The 1,411-nt window shown below is 43.2% G+C and carries 1 protein-coding gene; it reads left to right on the plus strand.

The window, feature by feature from the left end; genetic code table 11:
- Nucleotides 1-232: 232 nt before the first annotated feature.
- Nucleotides 233-1,411: RNA-guided endonuclease TnpB family protein (locus tag LKD48_RS16405; protein ID WP_308732655.1), on the plus strand; the 1,179-nt coding region annotated here is incomplete at its 3' end.

A 1,411-nucleotide genomic window follows, 5' to 3' on the forward strand; every position in this document is an offset into this window, starting at 1 on the left:
TGATAGGTAAGACAGTAAACACAATGCTGTCCCCTGTTGTACCCGTCTTTCTTGACCTTATCCTTTTGGTCTTTGTTAACACCATTCTTATTTGTTCTCATAATAGTACCTCTCTCGTTTTAAAATAAAACAATTCAAAAAGTTCATATATTGCTTGATTTTACCTATATTTTATCGTATAATATAAGTGCAGTCAACTATATTCTCACGTTTTTGAAAAGGAGGGCCTTTTATGCATACCATATCAATCTTTGTGGATCAGAACAGGATGCCAAAGCTGGCATCTTATTTCGAGTGCCAGACTCACCTTGCAAAAAAACTGCGAAATTCAGCAAACTTTATCATTCGTAACCTGCGTACCGGATTGAAAAAAGATCCGGTTGACCGCACTCCCAATGAAAATGAGGTCATAGAGACTGTACGTATTGGCATTGAGATGGCAAATGAAAAGCTTCAGAAAGATGTTGACCGACTCACGAAGCAGCTGCAGAGTCTGCCTGCAAGCGACCCGGCCCGCACAAAGATCCAGAAGCGAATAGAAAACAAACAGAAAAACCATCCGATCATGCCAACGTCCGATCACTGGATGTTCACATATGAGACATTGGATGCGGTGATGAAGAATACAAAGAATCCTGACTACTATGCGATGCCGTCGCAGGCAAATCAGCAGGTGCTTCGAAAAGTCCTCAAAGACTGGAAATCACACTTTGAACTGTTGGCATCATATCGTCAAAATCCCGGAAATTTTAAGGCACAGCCAAAGCAGCCGGGATATATCAGGACACATTACACGACCGTTACCTTTACCAATCAGGTTGCAAAGCGGTCTGATATCAAAGGAAAAATGCACATCACATTTCCACGCTGCCTGGTGCCGCTTTGTGTTGGAAAGCCGGAAGGTTCTTATGTCAGAACGGAAGTCAAGCCCTGCTATGGCGGATATATGGTATATGTGACATTTCAGGATGCCGTCAAAATACCGGAAGTACCGACAAATCCCACAAGGATTCTCGGACTTGATCCAGGGCTTGACAACTTTCTTACCGCGCTGACAAACTTCTCGGCAACTCCGTTCATCATTGACGGACACTGGTTAAAATCCATCAATCAGAACTTTAACCGCAGGCGCGCAGCTTTGATGTCAGAACTGACAAAAGGGATGGATTCCACGAAATCCGTGAAAAACTCTGCCAGACTGAACCGTATCTCAAAGAAAAGAGCCTGCCAGATCGACGACTTTTTCTATAAGGCAGCTCACTATATCGTGGATTTCTGCCTGAAAAACAAAGTAGAGGTCATCGTCTGCGGACACAACAAAGACCAAAAGCAGAAAATCAACCTTGGTGCCAACAACAATCAGCACTTTGTCAGTATTCCATACACAAGATTTTTCTGGATACTGACCTGT

The organism is Anthropogastromicrobium aceti (genome assembly GCF_020687335.1).
Classification (GTDB): Bacteria; Bacillota; Clostridia; order Lachnospirales; family Lachnospiraceae; genus Anthropogastromicrobium; species Anthropogastromicrobium aceti.